Origin of the sequence: Lawsonibacter hominis (assembly GCF_014287895.1) — a bacterium.
GTDB classification, from domain to species: Bacteria; Bacillota; Clostridia; order Oscillospirales; family Oscillospiraceae; genus Lawsonibacter_A; species Lawsonibacter_A hominis.
In genome coordinates this window covers 57,691-77,263 of record NZ_JACOPP010000004.1, presented here as the reverse complement: position 1 = coordinate 77,263, position 19,573 = coordinate 57,691, and the positions used below count along the sequence as shown (strand labels likewise).

Below are 19,573 nucleotides of genomic sequence, written 5' to 3'. Positions count from 1 at the left end.
CATGCCCTCCCGATTCAGAAGCGGAAGGCGACCTTGAAGTCGCCGTATTGGCCGGAGGCGCGGTCAAAAGCGGTCTTCCAGTCGTCCAGGGAGAAGACGCTGCTGACCACGCCGCGGGTCTTCAGTGTTCCGTCGGCAATGTGGTCGATGACGTAGGGGAAGCAGTAGGGGGAGAGGTGGGAACCCAGCACGTCCAGCTCCTTCCGGTCTCCGATGATCGACCAGTCCAACTGGGTAGGCGCGCCGAAAACGGAAAACTCCACAAAGCGGCCCAGCTTGCGGATCATCTGCATGCCCTGCACCACGGAGGAGGGATGCCCGGTGGCCTCGATATAGATATCGCACCCATAGCCGTCGGTGATCTCCTGAATGGCGGCGACCACGTCCATTTTACCCGGGTTCCAGACCAGGTCGGCGCCAAATTCCCGCGCCTTTTCCAGCCGCTCGTCCAGCATATCCAGAACGATGAGCTTTTTGGGGCTGCGCAGTTTGGCGTAGGTCACCATGCCGAGTCCCAGGGTGCCGGCGCCCGAGAGCACCACCACATCCTCGCAGCCGATGTCCGCCCGGTCCACACAGTGCTTGGAGCAGGCATAGGGCTCGATGAGCAGGGCGGCTTCCAAAGGCATGTCCTGGGGGACCCGGTGGATGACGGAGCGACCGGTGGGAATGCGCACGTACTCTGCCATGCCGCCGCAGAAATCGTGGAAAAAGCCGTAGATCTCGTGCGGCTGGCACATCCAGTAATGTCCGTCTTTGCAAAAGCGGCACGCACCGCAGGGAGCGATTTGATCCACCGCGATGCGCTCGCCCAGGGCGTAGCCGCTGACGTTCTCCCCGGCCCAGACCACTTTGCCGATGAACTCATGGCCGGGAATGAAGGGGGGCTTGACCCATGCGGGCTGGGTGTCGTCCCCCCAGAACATGGCCGCTCCATGCTGACACTTCAGGTCGCCGGCACAGATGCCGCAGCCCTCGGTCCGGATCAACAGATCGTCGGGGCCGCAGGCGGGGACGGGATAGTCCGTCTCCAGACGGTAGTCGGTGGCGCTGTAGGCCACAAGAGCCTTCATGGTTTTGGGCAGAGTTCCCTTTGCTTCCATAACTAGTCTACTACCTTTCACAGCAAAATTTTCACTCAGATACAAGTAAAGGCGCCGTCGATGACGAAATCAGCGCCGGTGGTAAAGGCGCTGGAGTCCCCCGCCAGATATACGCAGATGGCCTGCAGCTCCTCGGGCTTTCCCATGCGGTGCAGGGGTGCCACGGCGTTCCACTGCTCAATGAGGGGGACGAGCGTGGGGGAGTTTAGGGTAAGCTCGGTGCCGATATAACCGGGACTGATGCAGTTGACCCGTACATTGCGGGCGGCCCATTCCACCGCCAGGGACTTGGTGAGCTGAATGACCCCGGCCTTAGAGGCGTTGTAAGAGCACTGAGGCTGTGGGACATTGACGATATGGGCCGACATGGAGGCGGTGTTGATGATGGAACCGCCCCCCTGCCGGAGCATCTGCCGCCCCGCCGCCTGGGCGGTGAGGAAAACGCCCGTCAGGTTGACGTCCACAACGCTGCGCCACTGCTCATAGCTCATCTCCTCGGCGGGGATGTTCCGGCAGATGCCCGCGTTGCAGAAGGCCACGTCCAGCTTGCCGTAGCGGGCCAGGATGGAGGCCATCATGGCGTCCACATCCGCCGGATCGGTCACGTCCGCCCGGACGGCCAGGGTGCGTGCGCCGGTGCCGGCGGCCAGGGCGGCAGCGGTTTTCTCCGCCTCGTCCAGGTCGATGTCTACAATGGCCACGTCTGCTCCGGCCTCGCAGAAGGCCGTGGCCACGCTCTTGCCGATCCCGCGGGCGCCACCGGTGACAAACGCCGTCTTCCCGTCCAGCCGCAGCTTTTCGATGATACCCATATACGCAGCCTCCTTACTTCTTGCTCATCAGGGCTTCCAGGTTGCTCATGGCCACGGCAAAGAGGAAGACCAGGCCCTTAATGATCCACTGCCAGTACTCGGGCACGTTGCACATGGTCAGGCCATTGGAGAGAATGCCGATGATAAAGGAGCCGATAAACACATTCAGTACGAAGCCCTTGCCGCCCTGGAGGGTGACGCCGCCCAGGACGGTGGCGGTGAGCACGTCCATGGCGAAGTCGGAGCCGGTGGAGGGCTGGCCGGTCCCCAGACGGGCGGCCATCAGAACGCCGGCGATGCCTGCGGTGACGGCAGAGACCACAAAGGTACCCACCACGACGGCACGGGTCTTGATGCCGGAAAGACGGGCGGCTTCCTGATTGCCGCCCACGGCATAGATCCGCCGGCCCAGAAAGGTGCGGTTGAGAAGCAGAAAGCCCAGGGCGAACATGACTACCATGACGATGAGGGGAATGGGGATCACGCCGAAGAGGAACCCCTGGCCCAGGTGCTTGAAGCGGTCGGACAATCCGGTGACCGAACTGCCGCCGGTCATCAGGTAAGTAAATCCCTTGATAATCGTCTGCATGGCCAGCGTGCCAATGAGGGAGGGGATCTTGAGCACGGCGGTCAGCGTGCCGGAGACCAGGCCGAACACACAGCACAGCAGCAGCGTGAGCAGGAAGGCCACCGGGATGGACAGGCCCATCTGGGTCATCAGCGTGGCGGAAAGGCAGCCGGTAAAGGCCAGGATGGAGCCCACGGAGATGTCGATCTCGCCCACCAGCAGCACCATGGTCATCCCAACGCCGGCAATGCCGTAGAAGGAGACCTGACGGCCCACCAGAAAGAGGTTGTTGGGGGTAAAGAAGTTGGAGTTGGCCACCGAGAAAATAATAAGCTCCAGGATCAGGATAAAAATGATGCCGAATTTATTGTAGAAGGAAATCAGCTTTCCCGCGGTTCCTTTTGTATTCATGGTTATCTCCTCATCTCCATCACGCCAGGCCGGAGGCAAGGCTGAGTATTTTGTCCTGAGTAGCGTCCTGATAGAAAAGCTCGCCCTTCAGCGCGCCCTCATGCATCACCAGGATACGGTCGCTCAGATTCAGGATCTCGGACATCTCGGACGAGATGACGATCATGCTTTTCCCCTTGGACTTCAGGTCAAACAGAAAGTCGTAGATCTCGCGCTTGGCGCCCACGTCGATACCGCGGGTGGGCTCGTCAAAAATGAGAATGTCCGCGTTGGTGGACAGCCACTTGGCCAGGACGATCTTCTGCTGATTGCCGCCGGAAAGGCTGGAGACCGGCTTGTCCAGGGAGGGCAGCTTGACGGACAGCAGCTTGACCTTGGATTGAAGCAGCTCCTTCTCCTTGCGGCTGGAGATCATCAGGCCGCGGCACAGCCTTTGGATGACCACGATGGACATATTGATGCTGATAGGCAGGATGAGCATGAGTCCCTCCCGTTTGCGGTCCTCTGGAATGAGGCCGATGCCGTTTTTGATGGCCTGAGAGGGGTTTTTGATGGCGACCGGCCTGCCGCGGATGGAGATGCTCCCCTTGTCCAGCTTGTCCGCGCCGAAAATGGCGCGCACGGTCTCGGTGCGGCCTGCGCCCACCAGGCCTGCAATACCCAGGATCTCCCCCCCTTTTAATTCAAAGGAGACGTCCTTGAGCTTCCGGTTGGTCAGGTGTTCCACCTTTAAAACGGTGTTGGCCCCGGCATAGTCGAAGCGGCCCGGACGGGGAGGAAACTCCTGCGACAGCTCGCGGCCGATCATCAGGTGGATGAGCTCTTCCTTGCTGGTGTCGGCCACATCCATGGTACGAATGAACTGCCCATCCCGCAGGACCGTGATCTTGTCGCACATGCGGAAGACTTCTTCCAGCCGGTGGGAGATGTAGATCATGGAGATGCCGTCCGCCTTCAGTTTGGCGAGCACCCGGAACAGGATGTCGATCTCTGCGTTGGTCAGCGGCGCGGTGGGCTCGTCCAGGATGAGCAGCTTGCTCTCTTCCAGAAGGGCTTTGGCGATCTCCACCAGCTGGCAGTAGGCCACCGAGATATCCTTGATCTTGGCCTGACAGTCGATGTTGACGCCCATGTCCGCAAAGACCGCACGGCTGCGCTGAAGCATGGCCTTGGAGTCGATCAGGGGACCGCGGCGGATCTCCTTGCCGACAAACAGGTTTTCCCAGATGGACAGCTCCGGCACCAGATTGAACTCCTGATACACCATGCCGATTCCCGCTGCCTTGGCCTTAATGGGGGTCAGGCTGGGGTAGGTCTGGCCGCCGGTGACGATGCTGCCGCTCTCCGGTGTGATAGCGCCGGAGAGAATTTTGCACAAGGTGGATTTGCCCGCGCCGTTTTCTCCGATCAGGGCGTGGATCTCCCCTTCCCGAAAATCGACGCTGACATGATCCAGCACGGTAATGGGGCCATAGCTCTTGGTCAGGCCCTGCGCTGAGAGAATGATCTTTTTCTCCATAGTGTCACCTTTCCGGTGCTCCCAACTGCCGGAAAAGCAGCTTCCGGACGCCCGCCCGATGACGAGCGGGCATCCGGAAGAAGGGAGCGCAGGTTTTTCTTACATGTTATTGACGAAATCGATGAGGTCCTGGGAGATGACGTACTCGGGCTCACGGGAGCGATAGTCGTCCACGTTGTCCTTGGTGATGGCAATGGTGGTGATGGGGAAGGGATCGTCATAGTCCATGCCCAGAGCGATCTTCACCATGTTCTCCACCCAGTAGAAGCCGATCTCGGACACAAAGCGGTCGTTGCCCACCGTGCAGCGGTAGACGGTATCCTCCTGCACATAGTCCAGCACGGTGTCGGTGCCGTCGCAGGAGCCCAGGTACATGTTGGTGGTGTCCAGCCCGGACTGGACGATGGCCTGGTAGGCCCCGATGCCCATTTCGTCGTTGTACACCAGCACCATGTCCACGTCCGGATTGGCCTGAAGGGCGGACTCGGTAGTGGCCATGGCGTCCTCGGAGCTTGTGGCTTCCACGGTGACCCACTCCAGCTTGCTCTCGTCGCACAGGGCCTTGATGGCGTCCTGCCAGCCCTGGCTGCGCTGTACGGCGGCCTCCTCCAGCGTGGTGATCACGTTGAGGATTTTGGCGGAGCCGTCCAGCTTGCTGTTGATCCAGTCGGCGGCGTTCTCGCCCAGGCTGTAGCCCCAGTCATACTCGTTGTAGCCAAAGTAGGTGGTCGCGCCCACGCTGGTGTCGTAGGGATAGATACCCACCGGGATGCCGGCGTCCATGGCGTGCTTCAGGGTGTCCTTCATCGTCTCCACGGAGATGCATTGGCACAGGATGCCGTCCACGTTCTGGGCGATGTAGTTCTCCACGTTGGTGACCTGCTTTTCCGGTTCCATGTTGCCGCCGTCGGTGATGATCACATTGCAGTTGGTCTGTGCCATGAATTCCTTGTAGCCCACCACCAGGTTTGCCATAAACTCGTGGCGCAGAGACATGACGCAGGCGCCGACGGAGATGTCGGAGAGGTCCACCACCAGATCGCTGTTGGCGGCAGGGGTCTCGGGGGCGCCGCTCTCAGGCGTACTGGTCTGGGGCGCACCCGTGCTGGGGGCGGTCCCGCCGCTGCCGGAACAGCCGGACAGGCAGGTGACGGCAAGCGCGGCGGCAAGCGCGAGAGAAAGCAGTTTTTTCACATCAAATACCCTCTTTCTGTTTTTATATACGGCAGGAGATCCTGTCATATCCATCCTTAGTCGTAGTACCCCTGGTGGGATTTGATCAGCGTTTCAAATTGGGCCATATCGTGGCCGTACAGGATCTTGGCACCGGTGCGCTTGGCGTAGTCCAGCAGATACTGGGCGGAGCGGCGGAAGCCGAGCGAGTCGTACAGAATGCCGGGCACCTGGATCTCCGGCTTCACATTTTCCTCAAAATAGATGGCGTCGGCCACCACTAGCAGAGGGCCGGTGTGCTCCAGCTCCACCTTCATGGCCACCATGCCGAAGGAGTGGCCGGAGCCCAGATTCAGCAGGGTGACGCCGGGGACCAGTTCCACTTCCCGCTCGTCCGGGCGCAGCAGGCGCCAGTTGAGCTGGGCGTCGATGAAGTGCCGGATGTCGGAAGGGACGTGAACGTCCAGGCCCCGGCCGGTGACAAAGGCCTTCAGCGTGGCGGTAAACTCCTCCTCACTGACGATCACCTGGGCGTTTTTAAAGTGGTGGAGGTTGCCGGCGTGATCCACATGCAGGTGGGAGATGACCACATACCTGATATCCTCCGGGGCGACGCCCAGCTGGGCCAGGCGATTGAGAAGCAATTGCTCCTCCGTGACATAATAGGGGGACTGCTCGGGGATAAAGGCGGGCCAGTTGCGCTCCCAATCCGGGTCGCAGCCGGTGTCGAAGAGGATCCAGCCGTCCTCGTGCTCGATGAGATAGGCCTGGATGGGGATGTTGATCCACTCGGTTTCAGGGTTGCGGTTGGAGGCGGTGGCCGAGTTGGCTCCGGCGATAAAAAACGATTTGTCCAGGGTCTCCCAGCCGTTGTCCAGAATGTAAAATTTCAACGCGATCCCTCCTGTGCTTCACTTTCGGCTATCTTAATTATCAAAACACTTTTTGTAATCTGATTTAATAAACTGATTACATATTAGGAGTGGACTGTAAATTTGTCAAGAGACAAGATGAAAAAAGAAACTGATTTGGCTAAAGTGTCAAATTTGATTTTTCAAAATTGTATACATTGAGCAATCCAATTCGGAATTTTTTTCCTTGCACAACCAGCTTAAGTGTGATATAGATATAATGAGATGGTTTTAGAAAATGGTTTTTAATAAGCGGGCAGGGCCATGGACGGGAAGGCTTTGGATGATATGGCTTTCCTTTTTTTAACGGATAGAATGTGAAAAAATTAACGTTTGAGAGCTGAGGGAATATGGAGCAGAAGATTACCGCCAATATGGGAATCAAGCAGGCCAACCGCACCAATATTTATAACCTCCTCCACGGCGAGGGCGCGCTGTCCAAGCAGGCCATTGTGGGACGGCTGCACCTGTGCCTGCCCACTGTGACCCAGAATATCGCCCAGCTGCAGGAGGAGGGACTGGTGGAAGAGGTCGGCTTTTTGAGTAATACCGGCGGGCGGCGGGCAAAGACCTTCGACGTGGTCGCCGGCGCCCGCACGGCCATCGGCCTGGATATCACCCGCAACCACATCACCGCCGTGGCGGTAGATCTGCGGGGGACCATCACTGCCAGCGTCCGCCTGCGGTGCCGATTCGAGCGCACGGACGCCTACTACCGCCGTTTGGGGGCGGTAGTAGAGCAGATCATCCAGGAGGCCGGACTGCGGGCAGAGCATATCCAGGGGGTGGGGATCGGTCTGCCTGCGCTTATCGCCGGGGACAACCAGAGTGTTTTTTACGGAAAGATCCTGGAGATCACCGGAGTGACAGGGGCGGAGTTTGCCCGGTATATTCCCTATCCCACCGCTCTGTTCAACGATGCCAATGCCGCGGGCTTTGCCGAACTTTGGATCAACCGGAACCTCTCCAACGCTTTTTACGTGATGCTCAGCAACAACATCGGCGGCTCGGTGGTCATCAACAATCAGATCTACTCCGGAGAACACCTGCACAGCGGGGAGATCGGACACCTGACCATCGTACCCGATGGAAAGCCCTGCTACTGCGGTAAAAAGGGATGTGTGGACACCTACTGCGCGGCCACCGTGCTGTCCTCCCTGACCGATGGGGACCTGGCCGCCTTTTTTGCCCTGCTGAACCGGGGCGCGCCGGAGGCCGGGGCGCGGTGGGACACGTATCTGGATCACCTGGCGGTCACCATCGCCAATCTGTATATGCTCTTCGATTGTCCCATCATATTGGGGGGGTATGTGGGCGCGTACATTGGGGATTATCTGGAGGAGCTCAAGCGGCGGATTGACCAGTATAATATTTTCGGGGACCGTCCGGATTACCTGCGGGTGTGCTGCTACAAGCAGGAGGCCATCGCCGCCGGGGCCGCCCTTAACTTTATTTCCGACTTTCTGCGTACGATTTAGAAAAAGAACAACGGGGCCCGCAGCATACGCTGCGGGCCCCGTTGCAGTTGGAAGGCCGCTGCCGTCCGGATCCGATATACCGGGCAACGGGCGCTCACAAGTCCGGCCGCCCATTGGTTCGGGTGCGGGACGCTTACTTTTCCAGCCAGTTCCCAGTGGCCTCAGCCTTCAGGTAGGCGTTGATAAAGCCGTCCAGATCGCCGTCCATCACGCCGCCCACATTGCTGGTCTCATATCCGGTGCGGGTATCTTTGACCAGCTGGTAGGGCATAAATACATAGGAACGGATCTGGCTGCCCCATTCGATCTTCATCTGCACGCCCTTCAGGTCGGAGATCTTTTCCGCATGGGCCTGCATCTGCAGCTCCACCAGCTTGGAGCGCAGCATCTTCATACAGGTGTCCCGGTTTTGGAACTGGGACCGCTCCTGCTGGGAGGAGACCACGATGCCGGTGGGCTTGTGGATCAGCCGCACGGCGGAGGAGGTCTTGTTGATGTGCTGGCCGCCCGCGCCGGAGGAGCGGAAGACCTGCATCTCGATGTCCTCGGGACGGATATCCACCTCCACGTCGTCGGGGATCTCGGGCATGACCTCCAGCGCGGCGAAAGAGGTCTGCCGGCGGGCGTTGGCGTCAAAGGGGGAGACCCGCACCAGGCGGTGCACGCCGTGCTCGCTCTTCAGGTGGCCGTAGGCGTTTTCCCCCTCGATCAGAATGGTGGCGCTTTTGATGCCCGCCTCGTCGCCGTCCAGATAGTCGATGACCTGGTAGTTGTAGCCGTGGCGCTCGGCCCAGCGGGTGTACATGCGGTAAAGCATCTGGGCCCAATCCTGGGCCTCGGTGCCTCCGGCGCCGGCGTGGAACGTCAAAATGGCGTTGGAATTATCATATTCGCCGGTGAGCAGGGTGGACAGCTTGGCGTCCTCCACGGCGGCCACGAGGGCGGCAAAGCCTTCCTCCACCTCGGGCACCAGACTCTCATCCTCGGCCTCGTTGCCAAGCTCGCACAGGGTCATCAGATCATCCCACTGAGTCTTGCGCTTCTGCTGGCCTTCGATTTTGTTGCGCAGCTGCTTGACCCGCTGCTGTACCTTCTGGGCCTTCTCCAGGTTGTCCCAAAAGCCGTCGGAGGCGCTCTCCGATTCCAGCATCTCCGCCTCCCGCTGGGCGGCCTCCAGCCCCAGGGCCTGGTCCAGATCCTCCAGTTCGGGGCGCAGGTTGTTCAGCTTTACTTTGTATTCGTCAAACTGCAGCATCACATACACTCTCATTTCCATAAAATAGCCCTCATATTATATCCAAAGAAGCCGGTAATGTAAAGGGCAAACGGCTTCCGGACGCCAAAAAACCGCCCGAAGGCGGGCGGTTTTCAACGGTCGCTGGCAAGCCAGTCCGGGTCGGCGCGGAAAATGAGATCGTCCACGTCCTCCCTGGGAGCGGCGTCAGGCCTGGACGGCGTATGTTCCTCGTGCTCCTGCATCTGCCTAACCTCCTTCGTGAGTGATGTACATATCAGTATATGCCTTCCCACGGAAAAGATGCACGGGAATCCTGTCGTGCGTATGGGAAAACCCGGCATGGCGAAGCCATGCCGGGTCAGCAGGGGTGTGCTCACGCTTCAGTCACCGGCCCAGCCAGACTAGGTTGGAATCGGTGACAAAGTTGGGCACGCTGTAGAGCACCACCGCAGCGTCGATTCCGTTTTGCTTGATATAGTCGGCGACGGAGAGCTTGTAGTAGCGCAGGTCGATGAGGTGGATCTCGGAATAATGGGCGGTGAGGAAGGGGGCCAGAGAGTCGGTGTAGGAATCCCGGATCAGCAGCAGCTTGGGGCCCTCCCGGCCGGTGCGGATGACCCCCAGGGACTGCTGCCCGCCTAGGAACATGGCATACTTGTCCTTCACGGCGAGGAAGGATTTGTCGTACAGCTGCCGGGGCTCCTCCACCGGATTGCCGTTTTTATCGTAGGTGTAGGAGGTGACGGAGATCCCGTCGTCGGGCACATAGGTGTCGATCACGTCCGGGCGCACCCAGCGCACGCCGGAGGAGGAAAACACCGTGCCGTAGAAGGCGGTGCTCACCGTCGTCTTGGCGTACTCCGAAAGGGGCACCGGCTCCAGGCCCATGGCGTCCGCCAGGGCGGTATAGCCGTAATAGGCGCCCAGGCTGGTCCAATGGTGATCGGTACGGTAGAAGATATCCTCGTCCCTGTGGGCCCAGAGGGAAGGGTAGGTATCATACCAGTTTGCCTGGGTGGCCGCCTGCGCCTGGGTCAGCAGATCGGTCTGGCTGGCGTTGGGCGCGCCCTCGGGCAGGCGGTCGGCCCAGATGCAGGCCTGTGTGGGGATCAGTGAGAAATACACCGGGATATCCACATTTTCCACAAACTTATTAACATAACTCAGATTATTCGTCACCTTCCCGGCGTCGGGCGCCTGAAAGTGGGTGATCAGGGTATCCTGCTTGCCGAAGTAGACGCCATTGTTCTCCTGTTTGCCCAGGGCCAGCTCGGTGGCGGACTTCAGGGCGATCCAGCCGTCCCGGAGGACAAACTGGTCGTTGACATAGGTCTCAAAGTCGGACATGAATGCTCCGCTGACCAGCGTCTTGACCGAGGGCGCGGGCAGCTGCTGCAGGGCGCGGTTCTCCAGCTGAGAAAAGTCGCGGTCGGGGGAAAGCGTATTGGCGGCCAGAAACAGGCCCAGGAACGCGCAGAACAGCGCGGTGATGAAAATGCAGTAGCGTTTCGTCATGGGGACCTCCTTGGACGGAAAACGATTTTTTGCCGCGGGCGGAAGGCCGGCGGATCATGCAGGCCGCGCCGGCGGCCGGGCGGCGTCAGAAGCGAAAGTATAAAAATGGGTTATACGTGGCGTCCACCAGATAGGCGGTGGAAAAGACCAGTCCCGCCAGCAGGAGCACGGGCAGCAAAAGACGCATGGACCGCTCCGGCAGACGCCTCCAAAGCCGGGCGGCCAGGGGGGTGGAGGCTACGGCGGAAATCAGCAGTACAGGCAGGAAGGAGCGGAAGTAATACCATGCCGCCGCATCCGTCAGTCCGCCCCCGGCCAGACCGAACATGGCCTTCAGGTAAGCGCCCAGCTGGGAGAAGTCCTCCACGGCAAAGATGGCCCAGCTCACCGCCACCAGAAACAGGGTATACAGATGCCGCAGCAGGGCTGGCAGCTTGTCCAGCAGCTTGAGCAGGAAGGCCTTCTCCAAAATCAGCAGAGCCGCAAAATAAAGCCCCCAGAGCAGGAAATTCCAACTGGCCCCGTGCCAGATGCCCGTGGCGGCCCATACCACCAACAGGTTGAAAAACAGCCGGGGTGTGGAGACCCGGTTGCCGCCTAGAGGGATATACAGATATTCCCGGAACCAGGTGCCCAGGGAGATGTGCCACCGCCGCCAGAACTCGGTGATGGAACGGGAGATATAGGGATAGTTGAAGTTGCGCATGAACTCAAAGCCCAGCATCCGGCCCAGGCCCACGGCCATATCGGAATAGCCGGAGAAGTCAAAGTAGAGCTGAAACGTAAAGGCCGCCACGCCCAGCCAGGCCCCGGCGGTGGTGAGCTCTGCCGCAGGCAGGGCCTTATAGGCATCCCACAGCAGTCCCAGATTGTTGGCCAGCAGGACCTTTTTGGCCAGGCCCACCACAAAGACCTGCACGCCGGAGGCGAACTGTTCCGGAGAATGGGGACGGTGGTCGATCTGATCCCCCAGGTCCTTGTATTTGATAATGGGGCCCGCGATGAGCTGTGGAAACAGGGTGACGAACGTACCGAAGTTGATGAGATTTTTCTGTACCCCGGCGTCGCCGCGGTACACGTCGATGGTATAGCTCATGGTCTGGAAGGTGTAGAAGGAGATGCCGATGGGCAGGCTCAGACCCAGCCGGGGCATGAAGGGCAGCCCGATGGCGGCCAGGCTCCCGGCCACAAAGGCCCAGTATTTGAAAAAGAACAGCAGCGCCAGGTTGAAAATCACGGACGAGGCCACCGCCCGGCGGGCCGCCCGGTCATTGCCGCGCCGCTTGCAGCGTTCCACCAGCATGCCGTGGGTGTAGTCAATGGCAATGGAGGCAAACATGATGAGGATATACACCGGCTCGCCCCAGGCGTAAAAGATCAGGTTGAAGACCAGCAGCACCGCGTTGCGGGCCTTCAGCGGCGTGAGGTAGTAGACCAGCAGCACGATGGGCAGGTACAGGAAGAGAAAATACGGACTGGAAAAGACCAAAAGGTCACCTTCTTTTTTGCGTCATTCCGAATACCGCCCGGCAGGGGAGCCCTGCCGGGCGGTTCCGTTCCATTATAACCGGAAAAGACTATTTTGTATAGGTATTGAAGGCCGATACCGCGTCGGGCGCCGATTCGCTGACGGCGAACAGGATGTAATTGCCGTTGGATACCAGCTTGTAGTTCTGCACCAGCTCCAGCTGGGCGGGCAGATACTGGGACCACTGCTCCTCCAGATCCTTCTGGCGCTGCTCCAGCGCGGATTTTACCGCATCCAGCTTGCCGTCCTTCACCTTGGCAATAAAAAATTCAGTGGCCTGAACGCTCATCATGGGCATCTTGCAGATGTATTCCTCCAAATCGGCCGCGTCGATCCCGTAGAGAGCGGAGAGGGTGTCGGCGTCCACATCCATCAGGGAGGGCAGATCCAGCTTGGCGATGTCGTTCCAGGTGGACGCGACGGGGGAGGCGGACGGCGTGCTCTCCGGCGTGGGAGCGGGCGTGACGGCGCCCCCCGGCTTTTGCGTGGGAACGGGGGTGGCTTGCGGCTTTGCGGTGGCGGCGGGCGCGTCGGAAGGCGGAGGAAGCTCCGGAGCACCGGTCTCCTCCGGGATCGGGGGTTCCTCCGGGGACTCCTCCGGCAGGTCGGGGGAAGCAGTGGGAGCAGCGGTGGCCTGGGGAGACGGTATTGCGGAAGGCGTGGTCTCGGGTGCGGGCGTATTCCCGCCGCCGCAGGCGGACAGCAGGCCCAGACTGAGGGTCCCGGCCAGGGTCAGGACGAGCAGGCGTCGGTTCAGGTTCATAGAGATCGGTTCCTTTCTGATTGGGTTGTGCTGTCTTTGACGGACGGACAGGACAAAAAGTTCCCGCCTCCGCAAAATTAGGGTATTACCGCATCATTCAGCGCGTACGGATCGGTGCGGAAATTTGTGCCGCCAAAAGGCGCAAAACTGCAGGAATACTTTGCGTATTGCAAGGTTTTGCAACGCATTTGCGGGGCAAATTGGCCGCCAAGACGTGCGTGGGGAATTGTGCGGTGACGCCTTAAAATAAACCGGCGGCCCGGAGCAAGCTGCTCCGGGTCGCCGGAAGAGACTGCGGGAAAAGGCATTTCGGCCTTTTCCCGCAGAGAAGGGGCGGGACGGATGGAACTCGGGTCCTGTGGAAAGACCGCCCTGCCCGTCAGAATTGTGGTTCCCGTTTGTTCCGCCGCCTTCAGGCACTCTGCCTGGCGTCCGCTCCGGGGTCTTCCTGGCTGTCGTCGCTCTGCCCGCCCAGGTTGGCCAGGGGAAGCACAACGGTCATGCGGGTCCCCACACCGGGCCAGGAGCGCACCTCGAACCAGCCGCCGTGGCGGTCGACGATCCACTTGGCGATCGCCAGGCCCAGGCCGGTACCGCCGGTCTGGCGGGCACGAGACACATCGGTGCGGTAAAAGCGCTCAAAGATATGGGGCAGGCTCTCGGAATCGATGCCCTGTCCCTCGTCCTGGACTGAGATGCGGGCCGCGCCGTCCGCAACAGAGGAGCGCAGGGTGATGAGACCGCCGGCGGGGGTATATTTGATGGAGTTGTCCACCAGGATGCGCAGGCACTGCTTCATCAGCCCCATGTCCGCGAAGACGGGGACCGCCCCGTCCCAATGGGATGCAAAGCGATGGGTCTGGTCGATCATCTCCGTCTCGCGCAGCACCTCGGCGGCCACCTCGGTGAGGTCGAAGGCCTCCATCTGAATGTGCATGGAGTCGTTGTCGCCGCGGGCCAGGAAGAGCAGCTGCTCCACCAGCTCCTTCATGGAATCGGCCTCCTGCCGGATGGCGTCGATGGCCTCCTGCCGGGTGGCCGGATCGTCCTTCCCCCAGCGGTTGAGCAGGTTGGCGTATCCCTGGATGACCGCGATGGGGGTACGCAGTTCGTGGCTGGCGTCAGAGACAAACCGCATCTGAGAGCGGTAGGCCTCATTGATCCGGTCCAGCATGGCATTGATGGCCTGCGCCAGAGTCTGAAGCTCCTTCTGGGTTCCGGGCAGATTGATGCGCTGGTCCAGATGGGTGGCGTTGATCTCATCCAGCTTTCCGGCCAGCACCTTCAGTTCCTCCGGCGACATGCCGGAGACGTTGTTGAGCTTGGCGGCAGTGGCGGCCAGCTCCTGGATGGGACGCAGCACCTTCTTGATGGACCCGGCGTTTTTAAACAGGTTGGAGATCAAACTCACCAGCTGGCAGATCAGCAGGACCCGGGCGGCGAAGAGGAAGATGGACGCGGGGGCGGACAGATCCAGCCAGATGGTATAGGGCGTGCCGTCGGGATCCATTTGAAGGGTGTAGCTGGTCACGCCGCCGGTATGAAAGGTGACAAGGGAGAACAGCTCTGTGTCGCCGGGGTCGAAGTACCGCACTCCCCCGGCGGTCTCCGCAGGAGAGGGCAGCCAGCCGGGCAGGGGTATCCCCTGCGCCTCGGAGATGCCCGCGGTGACGATGGAGTCGCCCGCCTGCATCCACGCGCTTGCCTCCGCCGTGGGCACGCCCCGCTCCTGGACCAGAAGGCTGATGTCCGCAGCCTGCCGCTCGGCATAGAAAAACAGTCCGCCGGAGAACAGCAGGCAGAGCAGCAGATCCATGCAGAAATAGATGCCCAGCAGCCGGAAGAACAGCCGGGTATTCAGCCGGGCCACAATGGAGGATCTGATCCGTCCGGGCGGCTTGTTGTTGGGGTTGCGGGTCATAACGGCGCCTCCTTATCGTTCGGCCAGCCGCTCCAGCACCGGCGTCAGGGCCTGTTCGCTCACCCAGTCGCCGCCGTGGAGGAAGGCATCCTGCATGGCGCGTTCTCCGGCGTCCTTGGGCGGGGTCCTGGTCACGGCCTTGGTCATCAGGGCCATCATGGGCCGATAGACGCCGGTGAGCCGGTCAGGGGCATAGCCGCCCCGCAGATAAAACAGCGGGACCTGCTTCAGCGCGGCGGGCAAGGCCAGCTTGGCGGTATAGGCCGGGTCTGGAAGGGACATGCCCACAGCGCAGACGGCCTTCACGTCAAAGCGTGCGGCGGCCTTTTTCAGCCCTTTGATCCCGCCGGCGCACAGCCAGCCCAAATAGAGCACGGGGGCGCGCTTGGAAAGCGCGGTCCCGGCCTGAGCCAGCTCGTAAGCCGGCAGGCGGGTCCGCTCGGCCAGCAGGGCGGCGTAGCGGGCGGTAAAGCCGGTGGCGCTGGTGTATACGATGGCGTTGATGTCCATGATCCGGTCCCTCTTTTCCTGTAAATGCCGGCCCGCATCCGTGCGGGCGGCGGAGGATCGGTCCGGCGCTCCCGGCCCGGAGCCGTCAGCCGTTCCCGTCCTCGCGGATGACATATCCCACACCCCGGACGGTGTGGATCAGCTTGATGTCAAAGCGTTCGTCGATTTTGGAGCGAAGAAAGCGGATATACACGTCCACAGCGTTGGTCTCCCCCACAAAATCGAAGCCCCACACGTGATCCAGCAGAGATTCCCGGGAGATGACCTTCTCCTTGTTCTCCAGCAGGTAGCGCAGCAGGTCAAACTCCCGGCGGGTCAGCTCCACGCTCTGACCGCGCACCTCCACCTCGTGGCGCTCGGTGTCCATGGTGAGCGCCCCCGCGGCGAGCAGGCTGCGGGGCTCTTCCGCGGCCTGGGCGGGGCGCTTGCGCAGGGCGGCCCGGATGCGGGCCAGAAGCTCCTCGATGGCGAAGGGCTTGGTGATGTAATCGTCGGCCCCCATGTCCAGGCCGGAGACCTTATCCACCACCGTATCCCGGGCGGTGAGCATGATAACGGGCAGCTGGCTCTCCTTCCGCAGGCGGCGCAGCACCTCCATGCCCGACAGGGCGGGAAGCATGATGTCCAGCAGCACCAGGTCGTATTCTCCCGACAGGGCGCGGTCCAGTCCGGTCCGGCCGTCGAAGGCCTTATCCACCTGGTATCCCTCGTATTGCAGCTCCAGCTCCACCATGCGGGCCAGTTTCTCCTCATCCTCCACCAAAAGGATCTTTTCGGCCATGCCGCCGCCTCCTCCCATCGAATCGCGCGTTCCAGCCGGGGCTGTGCGCGGGTTACTTTTTGGGGTCGTCCTTGCCTTGCGCGGCGCGGGTAAACGCGTCCTTCACCTGCTCCACCGCATCGCCGACGACGCCCGTCACCCGGTTGACGGCGTCTCCTGCCCCGCTTTTTTCCAGATCCGGGCCGGAAAAACGGTATCTGCATCCGAAAAACAATCCCAAAAGGAGCAGCGGCACGGAGATCCAGAAGGCCACAAGGATGAGCAGGATCAGGATCAGTACCGGCAGGGAGGTCATCATCTCCCCATGCCGCCAAACCTCAAACTGATTGACGGTGCTGTGCCGCAGCAGATCCACAGCGGCCAGCAGCAAGGCCTTGAGCTGAGCCCGGAAGCCGGGGCGCTCCGCGTCCTGGCCCGCGCTTCTGCGGCGGCCGCCCCGGGAGGGCGCTGTGGGGACCAGGGCGGCCCCCTCCGCCGCATCCCGGCTGGGCCGGGTGGAGTAGTAGGCGCTTTTGGCTGCGCCCCTGGTGCGGCCCTGCCGCTCCAGCAGAATCAGGGCCTCCAGCAGGTCGCCCTGCGTCTGTTCCAGCAGGGCGCGGGCCTCCTCGTAAGACAGGTCCGCTTCTTCCCGCAGCCGCTCCACTTGTTCCAACGTGACCGCCATAGGGTGCACATCCTTTCGCCGGTTGTTCTGTAGAAAGTATAACCGGCGCGGGCTAAATTGGCCTTTAGACTTTCTTAAAATCCGGTTAAATCCAAGGTCAGGCAAATCTATTATACTATGCGCGGCCTGCCGGTGCAAGCGGGCGATTCCGTCCGGCGCGGCCGGTTGCCATACGGTTTAAAAAATGATATAATGCAGCAAAGCCCAAGGCAAATGATCTGGGGGGTGGTATGGAATGAAACGACTCCGGCGGCTGCTGGCCTGCCTTTGCGCGGCGGCTCTGGTGATGGCGCTGGCGCTCTCCGCCGCCGCGTCGGAGGAATCGGTCTATCAGATGGCGGTGAACGACCGCTTTGTGGACATGTCCGCCGAGGCCATGCCCTTTCAGTCCGACGGAGTGCTGTACGCGCCCTATACCCTCTTCGACGGAAATGTGACCGGAGTGGCCCTGGGGGTATCCTTCAGCGTAATGCGGGATGATTCGGGGTATTATCTGTATATGTACCGCATCGGCGGGACCCTGCGCTTCGATCTGAACGCCGGTACCTGCACCGATCAGAATACCGGAGAGAGCATGGGCATGCGCGCCATTATCCGAAACGGGACCATTTTCCTGCCGCTGAACCGGGTCAGCCGCTATTGCGAGCTGACCACCAGCCAGCGGCTGACGCCCTACGGAACGTTCCTGCGGCTGACAAACGGCAAGGAGAGCCTGAGCACCCAGGAATTTTTGGAGGTGGCGATGGTCTCCGGCCGGCTCCAGAACCGGTACAACGATTATATCCGCAGCTTGTCGCCCTCCGCCAGCGTTCCGGCGGTCACGACGGCTCCGGGACAGACGGTCCCGCCCGCGCCCACGCCGGGCGGGGCTGAGACGCCGGACCGGAACGGCGTGCGGCTGTATCTGGCCTTCCAGTGTACCGACGGCAGCGGGCTGGAGGCGATCCTCGATACGCTGGACCGCAGCGGCGTGCGCGCCCTGTTCCTGTTCCGGCCGGAGGATCTGGCCGGAAGGGGTGATCAGGTGCGGCGTGTGGTGGGCTCCGGCCACGCAGTGGGGCTGCTGCTCCCGGGCGGCGATCTGGATGCGGTCCAGGCGTCGTTGTCCCAGGGCAGCGCCCTGCTGGAGCGCATCGCCCGCCTGCGGATCCATACCGCGGCGCTGGAGCAGAACGACGGCCAGGTGCTCCGATGGCTGACGCAGCTGGGCTGGGCCTGCTGGACAGGCAATGTGGACGGCTTGGACGACGGACGGGGCCAGGCCGCCCAGGCAAACGCCATCCTGGCGGCGGCGGCGGAGCGCGGAAGCGTGCGTATTACCCTGGACGACGGCGCCGCGGGCGCCGGGATCTTGTCCCGCATCCTGCCCCGGCTGCAGCAGGCGGGGTACAGTATCCGCCTGGCGGTGGAGAGCGAATTGTGAGGAAACGGCATGAGAAGGGTATATCTGGATAACGGGGCCACCGCGTTTCCCAAGGCACCCGGCGTGGGAGAGGCCATGGCGGATTATATCGGCCGGATCGGCTGCAACGTCGGCCGGGGCAGCTACCCCGGAGCCTGCGCGGCGGGGCGGACCGTCCTGTCGGTGCGGGAGCGGCTGAACGCCCTGGTGGGCGGCCCGGGGGCGCGGAACGTGGTCTTCACGGGCGGCGCCACCCATGGCCTGAACCTGCTGCTCAAGGGCCTGCTGCGGCCCGGCGACCGGGCGGTCACCTCCGCAATGGAGCACAACGCGGTGCTGCGCCCCCTGAACCAGCTGGAGGCGGCAGGCGTGCGTGTGGACCGCCTGCCCTGCAACGGGCAGGGGGAGCTTTTGCTGGAGCAGGCGGAGGAAATGCTGACGCAAGACACCCGCTGCGTGATCCTGACGCATGCCTCCAACGTGTCGGGCACCCTGTTTCCCATTGGGGAGATTGGGGCGATGTGCCGTGCGCGGGGCATCTTTTTCCTGGTGGACGCGGCTCAGACGCTGGGGTGCGTGCCGGTGGATATGGCCGCGATGGGGATCGACGGCCTGGCCTTCCCGGGCCACAAGGGACTGCTGGGCCCCCAGGGCATCGGGGGCGTGGTGGTTACCGACGCGCTGGCGGCCGAACTGGAGCCGCTGCTCTCCGGCGGTACCGGCAGCCGGTCCGAATCGCTGGATATGCCGCCGTTCCTGCCCGACCGGCTGGAGGCGGGCACCCTCAACCTGCCGGGCATTTACGGCCTGGGAGCCGCGCTGGATTATCTGGAGCGGATGGGAGCGCCCCTCCGGGACCGGGTGCGCAAATTGGGCGGACACCTCTGGGCGCGGCTGATGGAGCTGGAGGAGGACGGCCTGCGGGTGTTGGGGACCCGGGAGGTGAAGCGCCGCACCGGTGTGGTGTCGGTGGACTTCCTTCACGCCGATAACGGAGAGATGGCCTTCCGTCTGGAACAGGAGTATGGGATCGAGACCCGCTGCGGCCTCCATTGCGCGCCTATGGCCCACCGGACGCTGGGGACCTTCCCGCAGGGGGCGGTGCGCTTTTCCGTGGGACCGTTCACCCGCTTTGAAGAGATCGACTATGTGCATGGCGCCGTGTACGAGCTGCTGCTGGAGACGGGCGGCTGAACAGGCGCAGACCCGGCGAAAGCGGCCCGCACCCCCTTTGATTCGGGGCGCGGGCCGTTTTGCATGGAAGGGCGAAGCGCGCA

At 61.8% G+C, this 19,573-nt stretch carries 17 protein-coding genes; 3 read left to right on the top strand and 14 right to left on the bottom strand.

The annotated features are described in order from the left end of the window. Positions 1–14 precede the first annotated feature (14 nt). The 6 genes from H8S57_RS04490 to H8S57_RS04465 all read right to left on the bottom strand — a co-directional run bounded on the left by H8S57_RS04490 (position 15) and on the right by H8S57_RS04465 (position 6,479). Positions 15–1,103: an alcohol dehydrogenase catalytic domain-containing protein gene (locus H8S57_RS04490; protein WP_186906880.1), complete on the bottom strand. Its 1,089-nt coding sequence runs from the start codon at positions 1,101–1,103 to the stop codon at positions 15–17. 35 nt (positions 1,104–1,138) lie between these two features. Further along, positions 1,139–1,915: an SDR family oxidoreductase gene (locus H8S57_RS04485; protein ID WP_186906879.1), complete on the bottom strand. Its 777-nt coding sequence runs from the start codon at positions 1,913–1,915 to the stop codon at positions 1,139–1,141. Between the two features lie 13 nt (positions 1,916–1,928). After that, a complete protein-coding gene (locus tag H8S57_RS04480; protein WP_186906878.1) occupies positions 1,929–2,894 on the bottom strand; it encodes an ABC transporter permease in 966 nt (321 codons plus the stop codon). A gap of 19 nt (positions 2,895–2,913) precedes the next feature. Next, positions 2,914–4,413: a sugar ABC transporter ATP-binding protein gene (locus H8S57_RS04475; protein WP_186906877.1), complete on the bottom strand. Its 1,500-nt coding sequence runs from the start codon at positions 4,411–4,413 to the stop codon at positions 2,914–2,916. Positions 4,414–4,512: 99 nt separating this feature from the next. Then, positions 4,513–5,607, bottom strand: coding sequence for a sugar ABC transporter substrate-binding protein (locus H8S57_RS04470; RefSeq protein WP_186906876.1), 1,095 nt, complete (start codon positions 5,605–5,607; stop codon positions 4,513–4,515). A 56-nt stretch (positions 5,608–5,663) separates the two neighbouring features. Next, on the bottom strand, positions 5,664–6,479 hold the full coding sequence (locus H8S57_RS04465; protein ID WP_186906875.1) for an N-acyl homoserine lactonase family protein: 816 nt from the start codon (positions 6,477–6,479) through the stop codon (positions 5,664–5,666). Between the two features lie 368 nt (positions 6,480–6,847). Here H8S57_RS04465 and H8S57_RS04460 point away from each other — a divergent pair, with 368 nt between their 5' ends. Continuing rightward, on the top strand, positions 6,848–7,975 hold the full coding sequence (locus H8S57_RS04460) for an ROK family transcriptional regulator (RefSeq protein WP_186906874.1): 1,128 nt from the start codon (positions 6,848–6,850) through the stop codon (positions 7,973–7,975). Between the two features lie 133 nt (positions 7,976–8,108). Here the strand turns inward: H8S57_RS04460 and prfB are convergent, their stop codons facing one another. The 8 genes from prfB to H8S57_RS04420 form a co-directional block, all read right to left on the bottom strand. Beyond that, positions 8,109–9,230 (bottom strand): peptide chain release factor 2, encoded by a 1,122-nt coding sequence (gene prfB, locus H8S57_RS04455; protein WP_186907005.1) that lies wholly within the window; start codon positions 9,228–9,230, stop codon positions 8,109–8,111. Positions 9,231–9,596: 366 nt separating this feature from the next. Further along, positions 9,597–10,727 carry a DHHW family protein gene (locus H8S57_RS04450; protein WP_186906873.1) on the bottom strand — a complete coding sequence of 377 codons (1,131 nt, stop codon included), beginning with the start codon at positions 10,725–10,727 and terminating at the stop codon, positions 9,597–9,599. Between the two features lie 85 nt (positions 10,728–10,812). Next, positions 10,813–12,216 (bottom strand): MBOAT family O-acyltransferase, encoded by a 1,404-nt coding sequence (locus H8S57_RS04445; RefSeq protein ID WP_186906872.1) that lies wholly within the window; start codon positions 12,214–12,216, stop codon positions 10,813–10,815. An 88-nt stretch (positions 12,217–12,304) separates the two neighbouring features. Continuing rightward, on the bottom strand, positions 12,305–13,018 hold the full coding sequence (locus tag H8S57_RS04440; RefSeq protein WP_186906871.1) for a DUF4358 domain-containing protein: 714 nt from the start codon (positions 13,016–13,018) through the stop codon (positions 12,305–12,307). Between the two features lie 412 nt (positions 13,019–13,430). Then, complete coding sequence (locus H8S57_RS04435; protein ID WP_186906870.1) at positions 13,431–14,939, bottom strand: sensor histidine kinase; 1,509 nt, start codon at positions 14,937–14,939, stop codon at positions 13,431–13,433. A 12-nt stretch (positions 14,940–14,951) separates the two neighbouring features. Then, positions 14,952–15,449 (bottom strand): hypothetical protein, encoded by a 498-nt coding sequence (locus H8S57_RS04430; protein ID WP_186906869.1) that lies wholly within the window; start codon positions 15,447–15,449, stop codon positions 14,952–14,954. Positions 15,450–15,534: 85 nt separating this feature from the next. Beyond that, positions 15,535–16,230 (bottom strand): response regulator transcription factor, encoded by a 696-nt coding sequence (locus H8S57_RS04425; RefSeq protein WP_186906868.1) that lies wholly within the window; start codon positions 16,228–16,230, stop codon positions 15,535–15,537. 52 nt (positions 16,231–16,282) lie between these two features. Then, a complete protein-coding gene (locus H8S57_RS04420) occupies positions 16,283–16,894 on the bottom strand; it encodes a ubiquitin (protein ID WP_186906867.1) in 612 nt (203 codons plus the stop codon). A 235-nt stretch (positions 16,895–17,129) separates the two neighbouring features. Between H8S57_RS04420 and H8S57_RS04415 the strand changes: the two genes are divergently transcribed. Both H8S57_RS04415 and H8S57_RS04410 read left to right on the top strand, forming a co-directional pair. Then, on the top strand, positions 17,130–18,317 hold the full coding sequence (locus tag H8S57_RS04415; protein ID WP_186906866.1) for a polysaccharide deacetylase family protein: 1,188 nt from the start codon (positions 17,130–17,132) through the stop codon (positions 18,315–18,317). 9 nt (positions 18,318–18,326) lie between these two features. Further along, the gene (locus H8S57_RS04410) at positions 18,327–19,490 is read left to right on the top strand and encodes an aminotransferase class V-fold PLP-dependent enzyme (protein WP_186906865.1); all 1,164 of its coding nucleotides are present in this window, start codon (positions 18,327–18,329) and stop codon (positions 19,488–19,490) included. Positions 19,491–19,573: the final 83 nt, after the last annotated feature.

What these genes read in the sequence shown, in the direction of transcription:
- H8S57_RS04410 (WP_186906865.1), top strand. Translation starts at nt 18,327, where the DNA reads ATGAGAAGGGTATATCTGGATAACGGGGCCACCGCGTTTCCCAAGGCA.
- H8S57_RS04440 (WP_186906871.1), bottom strand. Translation starts at nt 13,018, where the DNA reads ATGAACCTGAACCGACGCCTGCTCGTCCTGACCCTGGCCGGGACCCTC.
- H8S57_RS04430 (WP_186906869.1), bottom strand. Translation starts at nt 15,449, where the DNA reads ATGGACATCAACGCCATCGTATACACCAGCGCCACCGGCTTTACCGCC.
- H8S57_RS04435 (WP_186906870.1), bottom strand. Translation starts at nt 14,939, where the DNA reads ATGACCCGCAACCCCAACAACAAGCCGCCCGGACGGATCAGATCCTCC.
- H8S57_RS04415 (WP_186906866.1), top strand. Translation starts at nt 17,130, where the DNA reads ATGAAACGACTCCGGCGGCTGCTGGCCTGCCTTTGCGCGGCGGCTCTG.
- H8S57_RS04475 (WP_186906877.1), bottom strand. Translation starts at nt 4,413, where the DNA reads ATGGAGAAAAAGATCATTCTCTCAGCGCAGGGCCTGACCAAGAGCTAT.
- prfB (WP_186907005.1), bottom strand. Translation starts at nt 9,230, where the DNA reads ATGCTGCAGTTTGACGAATACAAAGTAAAGCTGAACAACCTGCGCCCC.
- H8S57_RS04420 (WP_186906867.1), bottom strand. Translation starts at nt 16,894, where the DNA reads ATGGCGGTCACGTTGGAACAAGTGGAGCGGCTGCGGGAAGAAGCGGAC.
- H8S57_RS04485 (WP_186906879.1), bottom strand. Translation starts at nt 1,915, where the DNA reads ATGGGTATCATCGAAAAGCTGCGGCTGGACGGGAAGACGGCGTTTGTC.
- H8S57_RS04450 (WP_186906873.1), bottom strand. Translation starts at nt 10,727, where the DNA reads ATGACGAAACGCTACTGCATTTTCATCACCGCGCTGTTCTGCGCGTTC.
- H8S57_RS04425 (WP_186906868.1), bottom strand. Translation starts at nt 16,230, where the DNA reads ATGGCCGAAAAGATCCTTTTGGTGGAGGATGAGGAGAAACTGGCCCGC.
- H8S57_RS04460 (WP_186906874.1), top strand. Translation starts at nt 6,848, where the DNA reads ATGGAGCAGAAGATTACCGCCAATATGGGAATCAAGCAGGCCAACCGC.
- H8S57_RS04490 (WP_186906880.1), bottom strand. Translation starts at nt 1,103, where the DNA reads ATGGAAGCAAAGGGAACTCTGCCCAAAACCATGAAGGCTCTTGTGGCC.
- H8S57_RS04480 (WP_186906878.1), bottom strand. Translation starts at nt 2,894, where the DNA reads ATGAATACAAAAGGAACCGCGGGAAAGCTGATTTCCTTCTACAATAAA.